General features: G+C 47.4%; 21 protein-coding genes. 1 reads left to right on the top strand and 20 read right to left on the bottom strand.

The window, feature by feature from the left end:
• Window positions 1-221: 221 nt before the first annotated feature.
• The 18 genes from AC1DE7_RS21075 to spoIIIAA form a co-directional block, all read right to left on the bottom strand.
• Window positions 222-1145: a polyprenyl synthetase family protein gene (locus AC1DE7_RS21075; RefSeq protein WP_477535099.1), complete on the bottom strand. Its 924-nt coding sequence runs from the start codon at window positions 1143-1145 to the stop codon at window positions 222-224.
• The gene (gene xseB, locus AC1DE7_RS21070) at window positions 1120-1377 is read right to left on the bottom strand and encodes an exodeoxyribonuclease VII small subunit (protein WP_017687599.1); all 258 of its coding nucleotides are present in this window, start codon (window positions 1375-1377) and stop codon (window positions 1120-1122) included. The genes AC1DE7_RS21075 and xseB overlap by 26 nt, the downstream gene beginning before the upstream one ends.
• Window positions 1367-2731, bottom strand: a complete 1365-nt coding sequence (gene xseA, locus AC1DE7_RS21065) for an exodeoxyribonuclease VII large subunit (RefSeq protein WP_074095694.1) — start codon at window positions 2729-2731, stop codon at window positions 1367-1369. The genes xseB and xseA overlap by 11 nt, the downstream gene beginning before the upstream one ends.
• Before the next feature lie 10 nt (window positions 2732-2741).
• Window positions 2742-3599 carry a bifunctional methylenetetrahydrofolate dehydrogenase/methenyltetrahydrofolate cyclohydrolase FolD gene (gene folD / locus AC1DE7_RS21060; RefSeq protein WP_017687597.1) on the bottom strand — a complete coding sequence of 286 codons (858 nt, stop codon included), beginning with the start codon at window positions 3597-3599 and terminating at the stop codon, window positions 2742-2744.
• 117 nt (window positions 3600-3716) lie between these two features.
• Window positions 3717-4169, bottom strand: a complete 453-nt coding sequence (gene nusB, locus AC1DE7_RS21055) for a transcription antitermination factor NusB (protein WP_017687596.1) — start codon at window positions 4167-4169, stop codon at window positions 3717-3719.
• A 222-nt stretch (window positions 4170-4391) separates the two neighbouring features.
• Window positions 4392-4625, bottom strand: a complete 234-nt coding sequence (locus tag AC1DE7_RS21050; protein WP_017687595.1) for a DUF2273 domain-containing protein — start codon at window positions 4623-4625, stop codon at window positions 4392-4394.
• 14 nt (window positions 4626-4639) lie between these two features.
• Window positions 4640-5179, bottom strand: coding sequence for an alkaline shock response membrane anchor protein AmaP (gene amaP, locus AC1DE7_RS21045; protein ID WP_017687594.1), 540 nt, complete (start codon window positions 5177-5179; stop codon window positions 4640-4642).
• Window positions 5180-5325: 146 nt separating this feature from the next.
• Window positions 5326-5736 (bottom strand): Asp23/Gls24 family envelope stress response protein, encoded by a 411-nt coding sequence (locus AC1DE7_RS21040; protein ID WP_017687593.1) that lies wholly within the window; start codon window positions 5734-5736, stop codon window positions 5326-5328.
• A gap of 217 nt (window positions 5737-5953) precedes the next feature.
• Window positions 5954-7297: an acetyl-CoA carboxylase biotin carboxylase subunit gene (accC, locus tag AC1DE7_RS21035; protein WP_036614375.1), complete on the bottom strand. Its 1344-nt coding sequence runs from the start codon at window positions 7295-7297 to the stop codon at window positions 5954-5956.
• 55 nt (window positions 7298-7352) lie between these two features.
• The gene (gene accB / locus AC1DE7_RS21030; RefSeq protein WP_076251231.1) at window positions 7353-7817 is read right to left on the bottom strand and encodes an acetyl-CoA carboxylase biotin carboxyl carrier protein; all 465 of its coding nucleotides are present in this window, start codon (window positions 7815-7817) and stop codon (window positions 7353-7355) included.
• Window positions 7818-7956: 139 nt separating this feature from the next.
• Entirely contained in the window at window positions 7957-8787 is an 831-nt protein-coding gene (locus AC1DE7_RS21025) for a SpoIIIAH-like family protein (protein WP_477535098.1), read from the bottom strand.
• 66 nt (window positions 8788-8853) lie between these two features.
• Window positions 8854-9492 (bottom strand): stage III sporulation protein AG, encoded by a 639-nt coding sequence (gene spoIIIAG, locus AC1DE7_RS21020; RefSeq protein WP_036614381.1) that lies wholly within the window; start codon window positions 9490-9492, stop codon window positions 8854-8856.
• 15 nt (window positions 9493-9507) lie between these two features.
• Window positions 9508-10338: a stage III sporulation protein AF gene (gene spoIIIAF, locus AC1DE7_RS21015; RefSeq protein ID WP_036674995.1), complete on the bottom strand. Its 831-nt coding sequence runs from the start codon at window positions 10336-10338 to the stop codon at window positions 9508-9510.
• Between the two features lie 31 nt (window positions 10339-10369).
• Window positions 10370-11512 (bottom strand): stage III sporulation protein AE, encoded by a 1143-nt coding sequence (gene spoIIIAE, locus AC1DE7_RS21010; protein WP_370511423.1) that lies wholly within the window; start codon window positions 11510-11512, stop codon window positions 10370-10372.
• A gap of 68 nt (window positions 11513-11580) precedes the next feature.
• Window positions 11581-11970, bottom strand: coding sequence for a stage III sporulation protein AD (spoIIIAD, locus tag AC1DE7_RS21005; protein ID WP_017687586.1), 390 nt, complete (start codon window positions 11968-11970; stop codon window positions 11581-11583).
• Window positions 11971-12001: 31 nt separating this feature from the next.
• A complete protein-coding gene (gene spoIIIAC / locus AC1DE7_RS21000; RefSeq protein ID WP_017687585.1) occupies window positions 12002-12205 on the bottom strand; it encodes a stage III sporulation protein AC in 204 nt (67 codons plus the stop codon).
• Window positions 12206-12234: 29 nt separating this feature from the next.
• Window positions 12235-12753, bottom strand: a complete 519-nt coding sequence (spoIIIAB, locus tag AC1DE7_RS20995; RefSeq protein ID WP_036614389.1) for a stage III sporulation protein SpoIIIAB — start codon at window positions 12751-12753, stop codon at window positions 12235-12237.
• Window positions 12746-13750 (bottom strand): stage III sporulation protein AA, encoded by a 1005-nt coding sequence (gene spoIIIAA, locus AC1DE7_RS20990; protein WP_477535097.1) that lies wholly within the window; start codon window positions 13748-13750, stop codon window positions 12746-12748. Before spoIIIAA ends, spoIIIAB begins: the two co-directional genes overlap by 8 nt.
• Window positions 13751-14014: 264 nt before the next feature.
• Between spoIIIAA and AC1DE7_RS20985 the strand changes: the two genes are divergently transcribed.
• The gene (locus tag AC1DE7_RS20985; protein ID WP_076251020.1) at window positions 14015-14764 is read left to right on the top strand and encodes a 2-phosphosulfolactate phosphatase; all 750 of its coding nucleotides are present in this window, start codon (window positions 14015-14017) and stop codon (window positions 14762-14764) included.
• Window positions 14765-14850: 86 nt separating this feature from the next.
• On the opposite strand, the gene AC1DE7_RS20980 is transcribed toward AC1DE7_RS20985, so the two are convergent.
• Both AC1DE7_RS20980 and efp read right to left on the bottom strand, forming a co-directional pair.
• Entirely contained in the window at window positions 14851-16104 is a 1254-nt protein-coding gene (locus AC1DE7_RS20980; RefSeq protein WP_047843625.1) for an aspartate kinase, read from the bottom strand.
• A 190-nt stretch (window positions 16105-16294) separates the two neighbouring features.
• Window positions 16295-16852, bottom strand: a complete 558-nt coding sequence (efp, locus tag AC1DE7_RS20975; protein WP_036614394.1) for an elongation factor P — start codon at window positions 16850-16852, stop codon at window positions 16295-16297.
• Window positions 16853-17058: the final 206 nt, after the last annotated feature.

Genomic DNA, 17058 nt, shown 5'->3' with positions numbered 1-17058 from the left:
ATCAAATGACATTAAATCATTATAACATAAAAGAACAAGAATCATAATTTACTGCACTATACTCCCGATAACGAGCATTCTCGCCAGCAAGTTATTTAAAATTCTTCTCCATATGTATTCACGCATCCACTCGGGACAGACTTTTTCCATCCACTCGGAAAAAGAACATTACATTCATTACACGGTTACATAGATTTTGAAACAGACCGCTCCGTCAGAATCTAATGGTCACGACTCATCAGGTAATCTGCAATTTCCAACAATCTGGATGCATCAGGTAACTCGGCTCTTTCAAGTGCGTCTTTTGCAGATTGGGTAAGGGATTTCACTTCATCTACAGAAGCCTCCATGCCAATAAAATAAGGATATGTTACCTTCTGTTGATTCACATCGCTCTGTGTTTTCTTGCCCATCTTCTGCTCGTCACCCGTCAGGTCGAGAATATCATCCTGAATCTGGAACGCCAGCCCCAGATCACGCCCAAACACACGTAAGGCTTCCAATTGTCCTTCCGTTGCTCCACCAATTCGTGCTCCAGCAATGAGTGAGAAAACAATCAGGTCACCTGTTTTGTGCAAATGGATATATTGGAGCTGTGAAAGATCGGTCATGCCTTGCTCGCCTTCCATATCCGCAACTTGGCCGCCGACCATACCTCTTGCTCCAGCAAGTTCGGACATGTCCTCTAAGATGGACAGCAACGCATCTGCCGCTACACCGCTACGGCGTCCAGCTTGAACAATGCTATAAAAAGCATGGGTTAACAGCGCATCACCTGCCAATATGGCTGTTGCCTCACCATATACCTTATGATTCGTTAATTTTCCCCTGCGGTAATCATCATTATCCATAGCAGGCAGGTCGTCGTGGATCAGTGAATACGTATGAACCATCTCCACGGCGCAGGCTACCGGCATTGCAGCTGTACGCTGTGCACCGAAGGCTTCCGCCGCAGCAACGACCAGAAGAGGACGAAGGCGTTTGCCTCCGGCCATGAGTGAGTACTGCATCGCATCCGTCAACGATTGGGGTACATCCCAGTGATCGGGAAGCGTGTGTTTCAACGCTTCTGTCACCGCAGCTGTGACCTCTTCGAGGTACACTTGAAACGAAGGACGATTACTCATGGACTTCACCGCTCTCATCGTCAGCAGTTCCGAAAGGCTTCTTGCGAAGCTCTCCATCTTCTTCTACGATCATCTCGATCTTGCGTTCCACTTGTTCCAGCTTAAGACCGCAAAGTTGCGAAAGTTTCATCCCGCGTTGAAACAGATCGATGGCCTGTTCCAACGGAACATCACCATGTTCCAGCTGACCTACAATGTCTTCCAATGCCGCCATTGCCTCTTCAAAATTCAATTCCGGTTCATTCGCCATGGGTATTGTCGTCCTCCTTCATTCCCCAAACCTGACAGTCCAGCTGTCCGTCTGTTAATTTAATCTTAATTGAATCTCCAGGCTGTACATCTTTCGTTGACTTGATCAATCGCTGTTCCTGCTCGTCATAGACAAGGCTGTATCCCCGTGACATGACTTTGAGCGGGCTAAGCGCATCCAGATGCCGCACAGATGATTTCCACTGTTGCTGCTTCGATCTGGCTATAGACCTGATCGCAAGTTCCAGTTGTCTGCGTGCTGCCGCATTCTCACGGCGTGCTACATTGACCTGCTCACGAGGATTGAATCGTTGCAGTGCTGCCCGCAGACGCTCCTGCTTCTCTCCTGTCCATTTCATACGTGTATCGACTGTTCTCAAAAGACGTTGGTGCATCATATCCAGTCGTTCCGTGTGCTGCATCAAGGTACGTCTTGGATGCACCAGCACTGGCGAACGCTGTAATCTTGCGAGCCGTTCACGATTATGTACAGCACGCTGACGTAAGCTGTGCTGTAACTGGCGCTGACGTTGTCCGATCTGATCAAGCAACTCAGCTCGATTAGGTACAGCTAATTCAGCAGCTGCTGTAGGTGTAGCCGCACGCAAATCGGCTGCAAAATCAGCAATAGTGAAGTCCGTTTCGTGCCCAACCGCAGAAATGACAGGAATATCCGAAGCAACTATTGCTCTTGCCACAATCTCCTCATTAAAGGCCCACAACTCCTCCAGTGAACCGCCTCCGCGTCCAACGATAAGTACATCGGCTTCTCCCATCCGGTTCAGGTTGCCAATCGCTTTGACAATGGAAGGTGCTGCACCCTTCCCTTGAACCAGAACAGGATATAAAACAACTTTGGCAGAAGGGTATCTGCGCTGGAGTGTGATCATAATGTCTCGCACCGCCGCTCCCGTCGGTGAAGTTACAACCCCGATGGTCTGTGGATAACGAGGGATCTGTCTTTTTCGAGAAGGTGAAAATAACCCTTCATCCTCAAGCTTTTTCTTCAGCTGTTCGTAAGCCAGATACAGACTTCCAATTCCGTCCGGTTGCATATGGGTAGCATAGAATTGATACTGCCCATCCCGTTCATACACCGAGACATTACCACGGGCAATAACCCTTGCACCCTCCTTCGGTACAAAGGGTAATCGCTGGTTATGGGACGCAAACATAATTGACTTGATCCGGCTGTCCTTGTCCTTCAATGTAAAATACATATGGCCGCTGGAGTGATGTGTGAAATTCGAAATCTCCCCGCGCAGCCAGACGTCCGACAGGACCTGATCCGATTCCAGTTTCATCCGGATGTATCGGTTCAGGTCTTTGATGGAGTAGATCTTTTGATCTGCCACAGACAAAACCCTAGGCCAATCCGTGAGCGCGCTTGGCAGCGATCAATGTATTTTGCATCAGCATTGTGATTGTCATCGGACCAACACCGCCAGGAACGGGTGTAATTGGACCAGAAACTTCTTTCACACTCTCGAAATCAACGTCTCCTGCCAGTTTGCCATTCTCCAAACGGTTCATGCCGACATCAATAACAACAGCACCTGGTTTCACAAAATCAGCATCCACAAAATTAGCACGGCCGATGGCTACAACTAAAATGTCCGCCTGACGTGTAATTTCTTTCATGTTGGCTGTACGGGAATGACACATGGTTACCGTCGCATTCTCACGTTGGAGCAACAGCGATACCGGTTTGCCAACGATGTTGCTTCTTCCGATAACCACTGCATGTTTACCGGACATTTCCAGTCCAGTACGTTTGATCAGTTCAATTACACCCGCTGGGGTACATGGAAGCAGACTATCGTCTCCAATTACGAGATTACCAACATTGACTGGATGGAATCCGTCTACGTCTTTATCCACGGCAATCGCATCAATAACCGCTTTCTCTTCGATGTGTTTAGGTAGTGGAAGTTGAACCAAAATTCCGTTAATGGATTGTTGATTGTTCAGCTTGTCCACCAGCGCAAGCAGATCTTCTTGGGACGTATCTGCATCCAAGCGATGCACTTCGGAGTAGAAACCGAGGTCGTGACATGCTTTTTCTTTATTACGCACATATACTTGGGATGCCGGATCTTCCCCGACGAGCACAACAGCCAGACCAGGTACTACCCCCTGTTCGCTAAGCTGTTTTACTTCTGTTGTCATGCTTGCGCGGATCTCTTGGGATACTTCTTTACCGTTAATAATAGATGCTGTCATTGTACTCTCTCTCCCTTATGTGAATATAAATTTAGAGGTTGTTCAAAAAGCCCGCTTTTGATTACGAAGGATACTGAAAACCGGTCTTTTTGAACACACACTATAATTAATCATAACTTAAGATAATTTTGCTTTAATCGCGTCAACTTCCTGAATCATGCGTCCAAGTACACCATTGACGAACTTGCCGGATTCTTCTGTACCAAAATATTTGGACAGTTCAATCGCTTCATTGACCGATACCTTTGCCGGAATGTCATCACGAAACACCATTTCATACGTTGACAGTCGTAGAATCTGGCGATCTACACGTGATAGACGGCTGATCTGCCAACCTTTCAAATAATCCACAAGCAGCCCGTCAATGGCTTCCTTATTGTTCCAGGCTCCTTGTACAATCTCAGTAACATAAGTACGCATTACATCTGCATCGCGAATAACTACTTCGGTTTCATTATCTTCAGCAGCTTCATTGATTAACATGTTCACAGCTTCTGCTGCACCTACCTCATTCATTTCCATCTGATACAGACTTTGTACTGCAATTTCCCTTGCCAAACGTCTTTTCATGTCCTGCCTCCTGCAGCGCTCCGTCTGGAGCGTCATCATGCTTATTTTATAATCCATGCAACCATCTCATCAAATCCTGTATTGGATTGATCGATGACTTCCACGGTATTGTTATTGTTATCCCTTTTCACAAAAAAACCTGCAATACGTATCCTCCAAAAAACGGGCAACCTAAACTACAGCTCTATTTTCGGAAGAAACATATTGCAGGGTTCAGGTAGGTCACTTAAACGGACGCCAGCGATCGCCCAGCCATTGCCCCCACTCCCTCCAGGGAATGGACGAACCCAGCTTCGAATCGCTTCGTCTGCCTAACGTATAACCGATGAACACCAAGAGTGCAAAGAACAACATATCCCAAAAACCGATCCATACATAAAGAAATCCAAAAAAGATGCCGCCGATAATTCCGGTAATTCGGCCTCTGTGACTATCCCAAATCTCTTTCCACAGCATCAGTGAAACTCACCTCATTCCACTCGACTCTTGTAGTTAGGCGACTGGGTTACATTAGCGATATACACCGTGACAAAAGAAACCGGGATGCCCGTAATCTCTTGTACATGATCATGTATCGCCTTTTGCAGATCAGAAGTCAGCGCAGGAATAGGTGTCTCACCATCCACTACTGCACGGATCATAATCTCCAGTCCTGACTCAACCACACGTATGCGTGCCTTGACATCACGTACTCCCCGGAAACGGGAAGTTGCCTTCAAACAGAGATTCTCAATCGTCTCCATCGAAATCTGTACATCACCAAACTCAGTACGTTGATCTACAGACGGCAACGATGCACGCTCACGCCGAACCGAGATGTAGAAAAATCGCAAACTCAGGATAAACAAAATCGCTGCTGCAATAACCGACGCAACAATAACGTTTTGTTCCTGCTGGTAATTCAATTCGTAAGGCAGCACACCGCTAATCAGAAGAATGACGGCTGCCGATATTGCTCCAACGCTTATGCTGTATATAAACAACAGAAGCCGATCCAGTATTTTAGCCACGAACTGCACAGCCTCCCTTGCTCACTAACATGACTTAACCTGTTCACTAGCAAAAAATCAGATCCTCATCTAGCTTTCGCTATAATGAAGACCTGTCCAAGACGGGATAACCCCCGGCAGATGATGCCGGGGGAATCTGTCTTCTTTTATTTTACGCGCTGACTGTTCAGGTCGATCTCTTCCACTTTCTCGGTGCTCTTGAACTGAACGTCATGAATGTGCACATTCACTTCATTCACATTCAATCCTGTCATGTTCTCGATGGAACGTTTCACGTTCTGTTGAATCTCCGTAGCTACTTGTGGCAGACGGTATCCGTACTCGATAATTACGGAAACATCAACTGCAGCTTCACGTTGGCCCACTTCAACTTTAACGCCTTTGGAAAGGTTTTTTCGACCAAGCAATTCAGCAAATCCGCCAGCGAATCCGCCACTCATGCCTGCAACACCTTTCACTTCAAGGGTCGCCAATCCAGCAATCACTTCAATAACTTCAGGTGCGATCTGGATTTCACCGATATCCGTTCGTTCAAATTCAGTCGGTAGTGTACTCATAACTGTTCAACACACCTTTCGCGAGATAAGTTTGCGGCCATCCGTCAGGGCGCTGGACTCAGGTTAATCAACCTTCAGAACCCTTCCGGTCCGGCTTTACCGGAACTCCTGCAAACATCCGCAAGGTGCGGGCTTATCCTTTGCAGGAGACATGCGCTCTTATTATTCATACTATATCATTTGGGCTACATTATGACAAACAAGCCCAATATACCTTTTAAATCTCGTTTTCCTCAAGAAATTTGATATCAAAGTCACCGCGAATGAACGTTGGGTGCTCCAGCAATTTCTGATGGAAAGGAATAGTTGTAGATATGCCTTCAATCGCAAATTCCCCAAGCGCACGTTTCATCTTGGCAATCGCCTCTTCACGATTCGCTCCCCACACGATCAATTTTGCGATCATGGAGTCATAGAAAGGTGAAATGGTATAACCCGGATAAGCAGCACTATCTACACGAACGCCAGGTCCTCCCGGTGCAAGGTAGAATCCGATTTTGCCTGGTGATGGCATAAAGTTACGGTCCGGATCTTCTGCATTGATACGACATTCAATGGACCAGCCATTGATAACCACGTCTTCCTGACGGAATGAGAGTGGGTTGCCTTCAGCTACCGAGATCATCTCACGGATCAGATCCACGCCAGTAACCATCTCAGTCACCGGGTGCTCTACCTGAATACGCGTATTCATCTCCATGAAATAGAACTCGCCATTCGGGCTGAGCAGGAACTCCAATGTACCCGCTCCCGAGTAATCCACAGCAAGGGCAGCCCGTACCGCAGCTTCACCCATCAGTGTGCGCACATCTTCGGAGAGAATCGGACACGGAGCTTCTTCTACCAATTTCTGGCGACGACGCTGAACCGAGCAATCACGCTCTCCCAAATGTGCTGCATTTCCGTGTTTATCAGCAATGATCTGAATTTCCACGTGTTTCATACCTGTCAGGAATTTCTCCAGATATACACCTGCATTGCCAAATGCCTTCTGTGCTTCCTGCTGAGCAGCGGTAATCTGCTTAATCAGCGTTTCTTCATCTTCGGCAATACGAATTCCCTTACCTCCGCCACCAGCAGTAGCTTTGATAATGATAGGATATCCGATATCTCTAGCAATCATGATGGCTTCATCCATATTTTCAACAAGGCCGTCTGATCCAGGAATAACAGGTACTCCTGCATCTTTCATCGTCTGTTTGGCAACAGCCTTGTCTCCCATTTTGGTAATGGCTTCGGGTGAAGGCCCGATGAATGTAATATTGCAAGACTCACAAATTTCCGCAAAATCAGCATTCTCCGCCAAAAAACCGTATCCAGGGTGGATTGCATCACATTCCGTCAGCGTAGCTACACTCATCAGGTTTGTGAAGTTGAGGTAACTGTCCTTAGACAGTGTCGGTCCGATACAATAAGCCTCATCTGCAAGACGAACATGCAGAGAATCCTTGTCCGCTTCCGAGTAGACGGCTACCGTTGAGATACCGATTTCACGGCAGGCACGAATAATACGTACCGCAATCTCTCCACGGTTCGCAATCAGTATTTTTTGAAATTTCATTTCGTTTTGTCCTCCTTCGAAGCTCATGCGGTTAGCTGTTAACCAGCTATAACGGTTATTCCGGTTTCACCAGGAAAAGGGGCTGCCCATACTCGACCAGCTGTCCGTTCTCAACCAGCACTTCAACGATTTCTCCCTTGATGTCCGCATCAAGCTCGTTCATCAGCTTCATAGCTTCGATGATACATACCGTTGTTTTCTCAACAACTTTATCACCAGCGCTCACAAAAGGACCCGCTTCCGGCGAGGAAGCTCTGTAAAAAGTACCTACCATCGGAGATACAATTTTATGTAAATGACTTGTAGTATCGACCTGCGGTGCAGCTTCACTTACCACTGCTGCCGGCTGTACTTGCGGAGCAGCAATCATTTGCGGTTGCACAGCAGTTGCTTGAACATACTCCGTTTTGCCCGGTTTGCGGATTGATAACCGTGATCCTTCATTTTCAATTTCCAACTCTTGAACGGAACTTTCATCTACCAGTTTAATCAGTTCTTTGATTTCACTCAATTTAAACATTTCCATTATTCACTCCTTCGGCATCATGCCAGTCTCACTAGGACGGTCATATGGCTTTATGTATTATATCATAATCATTAAAAATGGAAAGAGCCCGAGAGTGCAACCAGCTCCCGGGACTGCATTTCCATGATTTGGATTACTGTTCTGTGACGTATTGCACGCTGATTTTGTTCTGTGAAACCGCCAATTCTTTCATGACCAGATCCACAATGGATACCGCCTGTTTTACATCTAGTTTGTCACTGAGGACCACAACTTTATATTTGTCGGCATCTTCTTCAACGATCGCATTAGCGAACTGTTGAGAGAGCGTCTCCTCAATACCAGTGATTTTAGCTTCTTTTTCTTCCAGTGTACGGAGTTGCTCCGTTGCTTTGGCATTCTCCTCTGGTGTTTTGCTCAGATCACCTGCCACGGTCATCAGTTCCTCATACTTACGATTGTTGCTTTCCTCACGTTGCCACTGGTAGTTCTGGAACTGGCTGCTCGCAGATGCTGTCGTATTCTGCTCTTCCATTTCCTTGAGGACTTCCTCATCTGTCTTGGTTGCAGTGCCGCCTGCCTGACCGTCTGTCTCCGGTGTAGTTGTTGCGCCTTTGTCGGTCTCTTTGTTGGTTTCTTTACCTGTCTCACCCTTATTTTCGCCTTTTTCGACAGCAGGTGTTTTCTCTGTATTTCCAGCTTCTTTACCTTCCGTAGCCGATGGTTCCTCCACAGCGCCAGCCGCACTTGGATCACTTTCAACTTCGCCGCTATTCACCACTTCATTTACAACCAAACCTTCTGTAGGATCAAGAATGCCTGCCGTCTCCTTTGCTTCCCCCTGCTTGATTCCATCCACTTGCTGACTGTCAGCCACCGGCGCGTTGACTGGACCGGAATCCTCAGTGAACAGATAATACGCGGACAAAATGACCATCAGACTCAGCATGGAAACGAGCCATACCGTTTGACGTTTGTTATTCATTAGAACTTCCTCCTCAAATTGGCTTCAATCTTATGAGAATTGAATCTTGTGATTCAACACATCAGATTAGTCTTGTTTGCGCGGTACAACTGAGATCCGGTAGGCTGCCACATTCAGTCCTTTTTCCACAGCATCGGTTATCAGGTCCTTCACAACCTTGTTCTCTGCACCCCTCGCAACCACAAGCACCCCACGGATCTGCGGTTTGAGCTTTTTGGTCACTATAGGTGTCTGATCCCCTGCTATTTCGTAAGTAATAATCTCGCCATCACGGGTATATTGCGTCATATGCCGTTTGCCCCCGCTAGCATCGGTTTCTTCGGTAAGTTGCTGAGAATCCTTCACGTTCCGCTGAACGACCAATTCTTCTGTGGAATCCACGGTAACCATCACATCAACCGTTCCCACACCAACAATGTTTTCCAGCACACCTTTGATTTTGTCTTCAAATGCAATTTCGATCGCCTGAAAAGGATTCTGTTCCGACGGATCACTCTGTATGGATGCCATGGATGTTGCCGGGTCCGGTGGTTCCCGACCGATATTTTCGGAATCAATTTTTTTGACATTGACGAAGGAATTGAACAGCATGATTCCCACCCCGATCAAACCCAGGATAATCAGCCAGCGGAAGGTTTGACTTCGCCTTGCCCCACCCTCTCCGCCACCCATCCAGGTTTCCATCTTTTTGAACCATTGTTTCATCGGACACCCTCCTTCTCAGAGCACTTCAGCACTTTTTGGTTCTGTCACTTGAACGTTGTTTGCATCAACATCCCACTTTTCAGTCAACAATGTAATAATCTGCACCGCATGTTCGGACCTTGTGGATGTCTCACCTTGCTGCTTCGTCTCATCTGCTTGATCACGTATAACAGGCTCCGAAGACGCTTCATTTCCATCACGTTGCCCTCTACTCACATCAATCTGAACATCAGGCACTTCAATCTGACCGATCTGGATGGGCTGCTGTATTTGATGTGATTTATCCTTCTCGACTTCTGTGTCTGTTCCAAATATGGGTTGTGTGTTAGCAGCGACTTCTTGCTGCCCTGCCTTCACTTCTCCTTCTACACCCTCTCCGGCCATCTCGACCAATACACGCTGGATCACAGGCAGTTCGACTGATGAGGCAGCTTCCATCTCCGTTTCATATTTACTCATGGTCAGCTGTACCTCTACGGACCGCACCTTGGCTCCTGTTGTTTCTTCAATCTGACCTTTCATGACATTAGCCAGTTCTTTGGCTGTCCATTGTAAGGATTGTTCCTGTTCATTGGATTGTAGCCGTTTGCCCTGAGCTAATATCTGTTCGAGTGTCGCATTCCCATTCGATGGAGCATCCATTGCAGACATTGCCCGTTTCAGTTCGCCAACCGGATCACTTTTGAGCAGCTTGGTTATGGGTGATAAAAGGGTCAGCAGGATGAGAAGGCTCAGCACAAGCTTGACATAACGTTCCATGGATCGATTGGGCAACAACATATCCACAAAAGTCGCCAGCAGAACGATCATAATCAATTCCTGGAGCCAGTTGCTCAGCCACCCCATCCTTTCCACCCCCTTTCTTGCCAACATACATTCAGCGCATCATGACAGTCAGATTGCCCGCGGTCAGCAAGATGGTAATGGCCAGGAAAAACATCAGCCCGACGGCTGCCAGCGCCGCAAATACGTAGATCATGCTCTTGCCGATGGCCTGGAGGCATCCTACAATCGGGGTGTCTCCTAGCGGTTGCATAATGGCACCAGTTACGTTGTATATCAAGGCAAGAGCCAGAATCTTGAGTGCCGGAAAGGCACATAGAAACAAAATGATGATCACTCCGGTGAGTCCAATTGCATTTTTGACAAGTAAAGAAGCTGTAATTACAGTATCCGTCGCATCCGCAAATGTTCTGCCCACGACAGGGACAAAGTTGCCTGCGATGTATTTGGCGGCCTTCAGGCTAACTCCATCCGCTACGGAGCCCGATGCTCCCTGAACCGAGATTACACCCAAAAACATCGTCAGCAGGATACCCAGCAGTGCCACACTAATATTGCGCAGGAGGTCTGCCAGCTGTGTCAGCTTGTACTTGTCAGACAATGAACTGACGAGATGCAGAACAGCTGAGAAGAAGAGTAACGGGAATACCAGCAAGTGAATCAACGTACTCACCAGATGAATCATGAAAATGATGAGTGGATGTGTCACCGAGACGGTGATGACATTACCCATGGACGCAAGCAGTGTGAATAACAAGGGAACCATGGCCATCATGAAGTTGATCATGCCGGTTATGGCATCCTTAGCATATCCAATCGCCACACTGAAGCTGTTAATCGCAATAATGATGATGACCATATAACAGATGGAATAGGCGATTTTGCTAATATTATTTTTCTCAAATGCGGTCTGAAGTGTCTCCAGAATCATGCTGAGTACACTTAACATCACAATCGTGACCAGAAGTTTGCCATTATATAAAATTTCATGCAGCATGAAGGTTCCTATCGCTACAAACACCGATTTCAGGCTGAACCCTTCATTGCCGGGGATTAACATATCCATGAAGGAAGGGGTCTTCCCATCCGGGAAGAAACCACCGTATTGTTGCATCAGTTGATCCCAGTATTTCTCCACCTGATCCTTGGGAAGGTGATCGGCCTGCTGCTCCATCCACTCACCGGAAGGCGAGGTTGCAGTAACCTGTCCCAGGATACCAAACAGAAAACAGAGCATCAGCACAACCGTAAGGCGCCACTGCGGCTTAAGATGCATTGATTTCATATGAAGTCCGCACGCCCTTTCTACACCGGCATCAGCTTCATGACGGTTTCGATAATAATGCTGATGATCGGTATAGCAAGTACAAGGATCAGTACCTTACCAGCCAATTCGATCTTGGACGCAATGCTTTCTTGACCTGCATCCCTGACAATCTGTGCGCCAAATTCAGCGATGTACGCTATTCCAATAATTTTCAGCACCGTTTTCAGATAAATACTTTCCATGCCTGAATTCTCGGCAAGCCGCTTCAACACTTCGATGACTGCTCCGATTTTGCCAATCAACAACATGAAGATGACAATGCCGGTTGCGGCAGCAATCAGAAAGGCAAACATCGGTTTCTGTTCCTTAATGACCAGAATAAGCACTGTTGCGATGAGCGCCAAACCTACAACTTGGATAATTTCCACAGGTCACCACCATCCGGCTTCATGACCGATTTCATTGAAAAAGAAATATCGATTTGATCTCTTGTAGCAGGCTGTCCAGCATACGGACCACCATGAACAATACAACGACAAATCCGATTACGGTCACCCAGTGAGCCATATCTTCCTTTCCCATTTGTTTCAGTACCGTGTGAATCATGGCGATGATGATTCCGATACCCGCAATTTGAAAGATTGCGTTCACTTCTAGATTCATGACCTTGGCACCTCACTATCCCGGCTATTTCAGAAGATCAGAATGACGATTAACGCTCCGACAAGCATCCCGAGGCTTCGGCTCATTCGTTCATATTTCATTTGATCGGCCTGGGCGCGGGATTCCTCATGCATTAGTTGTTGAATGGCTAACGATATATGTTTGGTCTGATCCTGACGGTCACTTGTGCCAAGGCTGAAGCTTAATTGCAGCATCACTTCCTTCTCGTCAGCCTTCATGGCCGATCTTCCCCACGCCAGATCCACGCCTGACTGCAGACTTTCCCGGGCAGTGAGTCCATGAGGAGGTTCCATCTGTGTAGCTGCATGAAGAAACAACGTCTTTACAGGTTCTTTGGTCTGTGCTCCCATCTTGCCCATGGCATCGGGAAGTGGAGTGAGCCCATAGTTAATCTCCGTCATTAGTCGCTGGAGGGCTGCAATGAGTTCTCGCAACTGTCTCGGTCTTAATGCATACTGTCTGGCCTTGTAAAATCCGGCGAGGGTGCTGGCTAACAGAATAATTACCGCACCAAACATGTTAACCAAAGGCTTCACCTCCTGCCCCGGTCTGCTGCAACCCACGCATTTTGCCATCAGCCAGCCGAAAGGTCATGCCCCGGCTCGTCCGTTGCAGCTGGACATAACGTTGAAACATCTGCTCCGTAATTAAGGTTCTGAGGGCGGGTCTGGCCGACAGCTCCGATAGGTCACGGCCATGCGCAGTCGCAATCACTGAGACTCCTGCATGCAGGGCTTCCATCACAGCCTCGGCATCCTCCGGACGACCGATCTCGTCCACAATCAGGACATCGGGCGACATGGAGCGAAGCATCATCATCATGCCCTCAGCCTTCGGACAACCGTCCATCACATCTGTTCGGGGACCTACGTTGAAGCCAGGTACTCCTTTGTAGCTACCAGCGATTTCGGACCTTTCATCCACAATGCCCACTTTCAGACGTGGACGTATTCCCTGAACCAGTTCAGTTCCCCCTGTAAGCTTTGTACCACTACTAATTTGTCTCGCCAGATCTCGCAGCAACGTCGTTTTCCCTTGTTGTGGTGGTGATAGGATCAACGTGTGCAGGACCTGTCCGCTCTTCATATCGAGAAGATAAGGAAGGATACGATCAGCCACTCCATGTACCTCACGGGCTACGCGAACGTTAAACCCGTTGATGTCACGCAAGTATTCGACACGCCCACCGCTTAGTACCGTTCGTCCAGCAAGCCCGATTCGATGTCCCCCAGGTATGGTGATGAACCCTTTACGCAGTTCCTCTTCCAATGTATAAAGTGAATGGTTACTGATCAGGTCCAGCAACCTGTGCGTCACTTCTTTCTGAGGAACATACGCTTCTTCAGGATTCCCGGTCGGACAACCTTGAGGTGTCAGGAAGTGGTATGTGTTGCCTGCATTAATCTCCAGGGGTCTGCCTTCACGAATACGTACTTCCTCCACTTGTTCCAATAGAGCGGGTGGCATTCTTCCAAGAATGGTTCGGATCGGTTCCGGAAAAAGTTCCCTCCAGTTCACCTTCATGAGTAGGCTCCTCCAACCTTGAGATCATTTGGTTCACACTTCTGGCGCTTGTTCATATCTCAAGTTTATGCCTGTACATTTAATTTATGACGCTGAAATCTATCAATTCTTCAGAATACGGTTGAGAGTTGAAACCATAGATGCACCTTCTGTTCTAGGCACCCGTCTAGATGTGCATGCATATAGTAATTGCAGATAGGTAAGTTCCATTCCGGTTCAAAACAGAACTACCGATCCCCAGATACCAGAAAGGAGTTGTGGGGAGTGCGAGTTGATGTCGTTGGCAATGTGAATGAAGTACGTACCATTGATATTGCAGGGCGAAGTGCAGTTGTCATTGATGTATTGTGTACGACCAGTACGATTGTTACGGCTCTGGCGTATGACGCTTCGGCTGTGATTGCCGTAGAGACCGTTCCACAAGCCAAACAAATGGAAGTGAAAGATTGCATTCGAGGCGGGGAGCGTTTTGACAAAAAAATCACCGGATTCGAAGTGGGGAATTCCCCCTATGAATATATGACTGCAGGCATTGCAGATAAAACAATCATTCTAACCACAACCGATGGAACACGAGCTTTGATCAAGGCTTCCAAGGGGAAACATGTATTCGCTGGTTCATTTCTCAATGTGCAGGCTGTTGCAGCAGCTCTATGTGAACTTCAACGAGATGTATTGCTGTTATGTGCGGGGAACCAGGATGAATTTGCTCTGGAGGACGGCTTGTGTGCTGGATGTATCATCGATGAACTGCACCGTCAATCCTGTTCTCCCCTCCAACTTAACGATCTCGGCATAGTGCTTCATCAGGCGGTATCCCAACGTAGTGAGAGCATCCCGGAGTTGGTCCAGGGGTCTGTTAGCGGGCGGAGGCTTGAAAAGTTAGGCAGAGTTCATGATATTTCGTATTGTTCTCAATTAAACCTGCTGGATTGTGTTCCCGAGATGGGGGAGGGGAACCGCATGCAGCCTTATAGAGGCATACGCGGGGGAAAGATGTTCAAGTTGATGTGAGAATTGCCATGAGAAAAACAAAAAAAGGTGTACTGCTGCCCGTTGGCAACAGTACACCTTTGCTAATTTACATACATTGAAGATACTTATCTGCGATCTTGAGGTCCACCGATAACGGCTTGCTCGGCAGTGTCGAGATCATATGCTGTATGCAATGCCTTAATGACGTCATGCAGCTTATCTCCGTCAATAACACAAGATACTTTGATCTCGGAAGTGCTCACCATCTTGATACTCACGCCTTCAGCCGAAATGACTTTGAACATCTTCGCAGCTACACCAGGATGACTGACCATGCCTGCGCCAACAATGGAGATTTTAACGAGGTTCTCCTCAGATGTAACTTCACGGTAAGGCAAGCGGCTGTGAAGGCCTTCAATGACACGTAATGCGTTCTCACGATCAGACAGCGCCACAGAGAACGAGAAGTCCGCTTTGCCATCCATCACTCCGCTCTGAACGATAATGTCCACATCCAGCTGATTGGATGCAAGCGCACCAAATACTTCGGCCAGAACTCCTGGTACATCCGGCACACCCAGAATACTGATGCGAGCCACGTTTTTGTCATAGGCAATACCACTAACCACTACGCCTTGTTCCATTGCTGCTTCCTCCTTCACAACCGTTCCTTCATTATGGTTAAAGCTGGATCTTACGATTAAAGGTACACCGGAATGCTTCGCGTACTCTACTGCACGCGGATGCAACACCGCTGCTCCCAAATTAGCGAGCTCCAGCATTTCGTCATACGATATTTCCTTCAGCTTGCGCGCAACCTTAACGATCCGCGGGTCCGTAGAATATATTCCGTCTACATCCGTATAGATCTCACACGCATCAGCCTTAATTGCTGCCGCCAGCGCTACAGCTGTTGTATCCGAACCACCACGACCCAGCGTTGTGATCTCGCCGTCTTCCGTCATGCCCTGGAAACCTGCAACAATAACAATGTTGCCCTCGGCAAGTGCTGCATTCACACGGTCAGGTTGAATATCATGAATACGTGCTTTTCCGTGGACCGGCTCTGTGCGGAATCCCGCTTGCCAGCCCGTAAACGATACTGCCTTACGTCCAAGCGCTTGAATAGCCATCGATAACAAAGAGATCGAAATCTGTTCTCCTGTCGTTAAGAGCATATCCATCTCACGAGCAGGCAGATCACTATTCAGTTGTTTTGCCTGATCAATCAAATCATCTGTTGTATCCCCCATGGCCGAAACCACAACTACACACCGATGTCCTTCATCAGCTTTTTCTACAACACGTCCGGCCACACGCTTCATGCGTTCTGTATCTCCGACCGAGCTGCCCCCAAATTTCATGACGTACAATGACAACGCAAATCCACTCCCTACCTTGTGCAGTATGCATAATTAATGTCCATCGTCATTATTCTCTACGAGAAATGACTTTAACCCAGTATATTACGAAAGCGCCTGATAGGCTAATCTTTTTTCGAAAAAACCCTCTGCCAAAGGAATGGCAAAGGGTTGTTAATAACCTTTTTTAGCTTACAAGCCGTGAAAGTTACGCACGGGAAGAGTATTTACCTTCACGTGTGTCAATCAGGAGAACGTCACCTTCGTTAATGAACAAAGGAACCTGTACGTTCAAGCCTGTTTCCACTTTTGCATTTTTGGTAGCGCCTTGTGCAGTGTTACCTTTAACACTTGGCTCAGTCTCGATGACTTTCAACTCAACGCTTGTTGGCAAGTCAATTCCGAGAATTTCACCTTGGTAGCTAACAATCTTAACGACCATGTTTTCTTTCAGGAAGTTCAATTCCCATTCCAGTTGTTCACTAGTCAATGTGAACTGATCATATGTTTCGTTATCCATGAACGTGTGCTCTGTACCGCTTGCATACAGGTAGGATACGCCACGGTTTTCGATGATGGCACGACCAATCGTTTCGCCTGCACGAAATGTTTTTTCAACGGTGTTACCGTTACGCAGGTTTTTCAATTTGGAACGTACAAAGGCAGCGCCTTTACCTGGTTTAACGTGTTGGAAATCAAGCACGGTATAGATATCGTTATCTACTTGCACGGTCAAGCCTGTTTTAAAATCGTTTACTGAAATCACAAAAAATCCCTCCTGATATGGTTAAAAAGTAGGTGATATAAGACGATGGGTTAATGTTATATGTAAAATGAGCCCAAGAATGGCCACCTCGTTCACTTCGATTGCAGTACCATCCTCCGATCGCTGTTATCCCCAGATTTTTTTGATCCCATTATCAATGGGAAAATCCGGTGATAAAGGCGAACGCTTCGCTTCTTCAGATTGGT

It is taken from the genome of Paenibacillus sp. 10L310 (assembly GCF_056395745.1).
This window is presented reverse-complemented; position numbering and strand designations above follow the sequence as displayed.